Annotated in this window: 4 protein-coding genes; 3 read left to right on the top strand and 1 reads right to left on the bottom strand. The window is 53.6% G+C overall.

The window, feature by feature from the left end:
- Nucleotides 1–77 precede the first annotated feature (77 nt).
- A complete protein-coding gene (sdeX, locus tag ACLQ7H_RS10530) occupies nucleotides 78–1,262 on the bottom strand; it encodes a multidrug efflux RND transporter periplasmic adaptor subunit SdeX (RefSeq protein ID WP_411752612.1) in 1,185 nt (394 codons plus the stop codon).
- Nucleotides 1,263–1,404: 142 nt separating this feature from the next.
- Between sdeX and acrR the strand changes: the two genes are divergently transcribed.
- The 3 genes from acrR (at nucleotide 1,405) to mscK (ending at nucleotide 6,007) form a co-directional block, all read left to right on the top strand.
- The gene (gene acrR / locus ACLQ7H_RS10525; RefSeq protein WP_411752611.1) at nucleotides 1,405–2,052 is read left to right on the top strand and encodes a multidrug efflux transporter transcriptional repressor AcrR; all 648 of its coding nucleotides are present in this window, start codon (nucleotides 1,405–1,407) and stop codon (nucleotides 2,050–2,052) included.
- A gap of 21 nt (nucleotides 2,053–2,073) precedes the next feature.
- Nucleotides 2,074–2,427 (top strand): DsrE/DsrF/TusD sulfur relay family protein, encoded by a 354-nt coding sequence (locus ACLQ7H_RS10520; RefSeq protein ID WP_411752610.1) that lies wholly within the window; start codon nucleotides 2,074–2,076, stop codon nucleotides 2,425–2,427.
- A gap of 187 nt (nucleotides 2,428–2,614) precedes the next feature.
- Nucleotides 2,615–6,007 (top strand): mechanosensitive channel MscK, encoded by a 3,393-nt coding sequence (mscK, locus tag ACLQ7H_RS10515; protein ID WP_411752609.1) that lies wholly within the window; start codon nucleotides 2,615–2,617, stop codon nucleotides 6,005–6,007.
- The last annotated feature ends 14 nt before the right edge of the window (nucleotides 6,008–6,021 follow it).

Below are 6,021 nucleotides of genomic sequence, written 5' to 3'. Positions count from 1 at the left end.
CATGATGATGATGGCGATTACCCATGCAAATATGGGGCGATCTATAAAGAACTTAGCCATGTATTACCGGCTCCTTTTTATGACTTCTTCTCGGGTTCAGACGCAGTCTGCGGCTTGCTGCTATCAGCTTCCTGCGCTTTCACCTGAACGCCAGGCCTGATTTTTTGCAAGCCAGTGACAATCACGCGATCGCCCGGTTTCAAACCAGCCGTCACCAACCACTTGTTGCCAATCGCCTGCGCGGCAGTCAGCGTACGTACTTCCACTTTATCGTCCGCACCTACAACCATCGCGGTAGCTTCGCCACGTGGGTTACGGGTGACGCCTTCTTGCGGAACCAGCAAGGCATCGCTACGCACGCCTTCATCCAGACGGGCGCGTACGAACATACCTGGCAGCAAGGCATCATTCGGGTTAGGGAAAATGGCACGAATAGTGATGGAACCGGTGGTTTCATCAACGGTTACGTCAGAGAACTCAAGCGTTCCTTCTTGCGCATATTCCTGGCCGTTTTCCAGCAGCAGCTTCACTTTAGCCTTGCCGTTTTCCTGTTTCAGAGTGCCGTTAGCCAGCTCTTGTTTCAGGCGCAGATAGTCGTTGCTTGACTGGGTCACGTCGACATACATCGGATCCAGTTGCTGCACGGTAGCCAACGCAGTGGCCTGACCGGTAGTGACCAGGGCCCCTTCGGTGACCGCTGATTTACCAATACGACCAGAGATAGGTGAAGTCACTTTGGTGTAAGCCAGATTGATACGTGCGGTTTCCACAGCTGCCTTGGCAGCTACCACTGCGGCGTTAGCCTGCAGCAGGGTGGAGGTGGCGTTATCGAACTCTTGCTTACTGATGTAGCTGGTACCCAGCAACGGCTTGTAACGGGTTACCGTCAGACGCGCGATTTCTGCAGCAGCCTGGGCTTTGGCCAGGTCGCCTTTGGCACTGTCATAGGCTGCCTGATAGGTCGCTGGATCGATTTGATACAGTGAAACACCCGCCTTGATATCGCTGCCCTCAATAAAGTTGCGTTTCAGGATGATGCCACCTACCTGAGGGCGAACTTCGGCGATGCGGTATGCTGCGGTACGGCCAGGAAGATCGGTAGTAATATTGAGAGGTTCAGCCTTCAATGTCACCACACCCACGGCAGGAGCCTGGTGTTGGGCTTGTTGCTGGGTTTCTTTATCATTACATCCTGTAAGCACTAAGCTGCCTGAAAGCATCAGAACTGCCGCCAGAGGCGTTAACCCTCTGTTTTTGTTCATAGAAAAACCTCAAGTGTCCGATTTCAAATTGATCAATGGATCACAAGCTTTTAAACCCATTGCTGCGTTAATTTTATCTGCGTGCTATGGTACATACATTCGCGAATGTATGTAAATCAAACTCCCTGTAAAAAACAACACCATGGCACGAAAAACCAAACAGCAGGCGCAAGAAACACGACAACAGATCCTCGACGCTGCGGTGAGGGAATTCTCTGAACGTGGCGTATCAGCAACCTCACTGACAGATATCGCCACCGCTGCAGGGGTGACACGTGGTGCAATTTACTGGCACTTCAAGAATAAAGTAGACCTGTTTAATGAAGTTTGGGAGCTCTCAGAGTCGAAAGTAGGCGATCTGGAGATAGAGTATCAGACAAAGTATCCTGATAATCCACTGCGTATTTTAAGAGAGATTCTGATTTACATTCTCACCGCTACGGTCGATGACAGTCGGCGCCGGGCATTGATGGAGATCGTGTTCCATAAATGCGAGTTTATCGGCGAAATGATGCCATTACATGATGCTCGCAAGGTGCTTTACCTTGAAAGTTATGAGCGTATCGAACGCGTGTTACGCAAGAGTATCGATCATGGCCAACTCCCTGCCGATCTCCACACCCGCCGGGCCGCAATCATCCTGCGTGCGTACCTCACCGGCCTGATGGAGAACTGGTTGTTTATGCCGGAAAGCTTTGATCTCAAAGCAGAGGCGAGTATCTTGGTCGACAGCTTCCTCGAAATGGCGCAGCTTAGCCCTTCTTTGCGTGTGAATGCGTCAGCCCGGTAGACCTAGATAAGGAGAATCCCAATGTCATCTCTGTTACTGATTGCCAACGGTGCGGCCTATGGTCAGGAATCGTTGTTTAATGCGCTACGTCTGGCTATCACCTTGAAAGAACAGCAGCCCGGCCTGCAGTTGAAACTGTTTTTGATGTCCGATGCGGTCGTGGCAGGCATTGCCGGTCAACAGCCGCGTGAAGGCTATCATTTGCAGCAGATGCTGGAGATCCTGACGGCGCAGCAGGTACCGGTCAAACTGTGTAAAACCTGTGCCGATGCCCGTGGCGTGAGCCAACTGAAGCTGGCCGATGGCGTGGAAATTGGCACGCTGGTGGAATTGGCTCAGTGGACGCTGACGGCGGAGAAAGTGCTGACTTTCTAATCCACAACGGTACTCTACATATCCCCTATGGATTTCGAGCTACAGCTAGGCGACAAGAGCGTTAACAACGCTGTAGCTTGCAAGACGACGGGGATTTGCCATTCATCATCTGCAACGCTTTTCTTATTCATTGCCAACCTGCGATCGTGATAACCTTGGCGCTTCATTGTTAAACCGACGTTAAATCATGAGTCGCAGGCGTATTCTCCCCGCTGTCCAAACGGTTTCCTTCTCTTACTCTGCGGGTCAATTCCGCATTATCACGCTATGGTTTTTGTTGTTGGCGGCACTGGCTCTGCCCTTGGGCGCGTTCGCGGCACAGAGCAGCGATCTCCCTGCGCGCAGCGATATTCAGAGCCAGATAGAGACGCTGAACAAGCAAAAAAACCTGACGCCGATCGAAAAACAATCCCTGCAGGATTTAACCCGTACGATGGAGTTGCTTGACGGCCTCGATCGCACCAAGCAAGAGGTTAACCAGCTTAAACAGCAGGTTCAGCAGGCACCTGCCAAATTACAGCAGGTCACGCGCGATCTGGAATCGCTGAAGAACCCGGCTGATGAAGCGGTAACGCGAGCCGAATTGCTGCCGCTTTCCCTACGCCAGTTGGAAAGCCGCCTGTACCAAACGTTGGACGAACTGCAGGACACTCAGGAAAGCCTCTCAACCTACAACAGCCAACTCATCTCACTACAGACCCAGCCCGAGCGTGTGCAGAGCAGTATGTACGCTGCCTCCCAGCGCTTACAGGAAATTCGTAACCTCCTTAGCGATCGAGCGCCGGCGCAAGAGGCGCTACGCAGCACTCAACAGGTCATGCTCAATACGGAGCAGGTGTTGCTGAATGCCGAGATAGACCTGCAGCGCAGAAGTCTGGAGGCCAATACCACGCTACAAGATCTGCTCCAGAAGCAGCGCGATTACACCACCATGAACATCGATGCCCTGGATCACCGGGTGCAGGTGTTGCAGGATGTGGTAAATAGCAAACGGCTGACGCTGTCGGAAAAAACGGCGAAAGAGGCGCAGAATCCGGAAGATGCCAGCGATATCCAGAGCGACAAACTGGTGAGCAAGGAGCTGAACATCAACCGGCAAATCAGCCAGCGGCTGATCACCGCCACGCAAGAGAGTAATACCCTGTTCCAGCAAAATATTCAGGTGAAAAACTGGCTCGATCGCGGCCTGCAATCGGAACAAAACCTGAAAGAGCAGATCCAGGTGCTGAAGGGCAGCCTGGTGCTGTCGCGCATTCTTTATCAGCAGCAGCAAAACCTGCCGCCGGGCACGCTGGTGGCGGATATGAGCACCCATATTGCGGACTTACGGTTGGAGCAGTTTGAGATCAATCAACAGCGCGATGAGTTGTTCAAGGGCGATGACTTCATCAACAAACTGGTGGCGGACAGTAAGGAAAAGGCCAGCGGTGACGTGCTTGATGCGTTGAATGAAATTGTCGACATGCGCCGTGAGCTGCTCGATCAACTGAATAAACAGCTCAATAACCAACTGTCGTTGGCTATCAACCTGCAGATTAATCAGCAGCAACTGACCAGCGTCTATAGCTCGGTACAGGACACGCTTACCCAGCAGATTTTCTGGGTTAACAGCAACAAACCGATCGATTTCGCTTGGCTCAAGGGGCTGCCGGGCGCGGTGAAAGAACAGCTGGCCGGGCTGGATTTCAAATTCGAACCTGGCCAAATGCTGTTGGGCGGGCTGCATGCCCTGGTGTTCCTGATCCCGTTACTGATAGTGATTGGCCTACTGCGCTGGCGCTATCGCCTGATTGACCGGCATCTGCAAAAACTGGCCAATGATGTCGGCCAGCTAAAGCGTGATAGCCAATTGCATACGCCGAAAGCCATCCTGCTGACCTTATTAAAGGTGTTACCGGGCTCGTTACTGCTGCTCGGTGCCGGGTTCTGGTTCTATCGGGCCGATTTCAGCATCAGCGATTTTATCTGGGCCTTGTCACAACAGCTGGCGCTGTTCTGGCTAGTGTTTGGCTTCACCTTCCGCATGCTGGCCCCCGGTGGCATTTCGGAGCGGCATTTTAATACCCCGGCCGATCGCTGTGCGCACTATCGCCGTCAGACCTTCAGGTTGGGGCTGGCCCTGTTACCGCTGATCTTCTGGTCAGTGCTGGGCGAAAAAGCCCCGCTGAGATTGGTCGAAGATGTTATTGGCCAGGTGGTGGTGATCCTGACGTTGGCGCTATTAGCGGTGCTGGTGTTTCCCATCTGCCGCGACCACTGGCGCGAAAAAGACTCCCATACGGTGCGGTTGCTGATGGTCACCGCGCTGGCTGCCACACCGGTGATCCTGCTTGGGCTGATGTTTGCCGGTTACTTCTATACCACGTTACGTTTGGCTGGCCGTTGGATCGACAGCCTGTATCTGTTCTTCCTATGGAATATCGTTTATCTGGCCGCGATCCGTGGCCTGAGCGTCGCAGCTCGTCGGTTGGCCTATCGCCGTGCCCTGGCGCGCCGCCAAAACCTGGCCAAAGAGAAAGAGGGAGCCGAAGGTAACGAGCCGGTAGAGGAACCCCCTCTGGCACTGGATCAAATCAACCAGCAGTCGCTGCGTTTGACCACCATGGTGCTGTTTCTGATCTTCGCCAGTGCGTTTTATGCGATATGGTCGGATCTGGTGACGGTGATCTCCTATCTCGATAGCGTTACCCTGTGGCATTACTCCAGCAGCGTAGCGGGCAGTGTGATACCGCAGGCGGTGACGCTGGGTAATATGATGGTGGCTGTCTTGGCGGTGATCGTCGCTTACGTTATGACGCGTAACCTGCCGGGGCTGCTGGAAGTGCTGGTGTTATCCCGTCTGCAGCTGCGACAGGGGGCGTCTTATGCCATCACCACCATTCTGACCTATCTGATCACGGCGGTGGGTACCATCACCGCATTAGGATCGCTAGGCGTCTCGTGGGACAAACTACAGTGGCTGGTGGCGGCGCTATCGGTGGGGTTGGGCTTCGGTTTACAGGAAATCTTTGCCAACTTCGTTTCCGGCCTGATTATCCTGTTTGAACGCCCGGTACGGATCGGCGATACCATCACCATCGGCACGTACTCCGGGACGGTCAGCAAGATCCGTATTCGCGCTACCACCATTACGGACTTTGACCGTAAAGAAGTGATCATTCCTAACAAAGCGTTTGTCACCGAGCGGCTGATTAACTGGTCACTGTCAGACACCATTACCCGCGTGCTGATTAAAGTAGGGGTGGCCTATGGTTCGGATCTGGACAAGGTGAAGGCGGTGCTGTTGCGGGCGGCGCATGAAAATCCGCGCGTGATGACGGATCCTGAGCCGATGGTCTTTTTCCTCAACTTTGGCGCCAGCACGCTGGATCATGAGCTGAGGTTGTATGTGCGTGAGTTGCGCGATCGCAGCTATACCGTGGATGAACTGAACCGGGCGATTGACCGCCTGTGCCGTGAGAACGACATTAATATTGCCTTCAACCAGTTGGAAGTATATCTGCATAACCAGCAGGGCAATGAGGTGCAGGAGGTCAAGCGGGCGCAGGTTCCTGGCATCGGTGATCAACCTGCGGTGTAGGAACCTGACAATAG

This window comes from Serratia sp. (in: enterobacteria) (assembly GCF_046715635.1).
Lineage (GTDB): Bacteria > Pseudomonadota > Gammaproteobacteria > Enterobacterales > Enterobacteriaceae > Chania.
Note: the sequence above shows the minus strand (reverse complement) of the source record. Positions and strands in the feature narration are given on the sequence as shown.

Bases quoted from the DNA above. Each gene is read 5' to 3' on its own strand.
- mscK (WP_411752609.1), top strand. From the start codon at position 2,615: ATGAGTCGCAGGCGTATTCTCCCCGCTGTCCAAACGGTTTCCTTCTCT.
- acrR (WP_411752611.1), top strand. From the start codon at position 1,405: ATGGCACGAAAAACCAAACAGCAGGCGCAAGAAACACGACAACAGATC.
- sdeX (WP_411752612.1), bottom strand. From the start codon at position 1,262: ATGAACAAAAACAGAGGGTTAACGCCTCTGGCGGCAGTTCTGATGCTT.
- ACLQ7H_RS10520 (WP_411752610.1), top strand. From the start codon at position 2,074: ATGTCATCTCTGTTACTGATTGCCAACGGTGCGGCCTATGGTCAGGAA.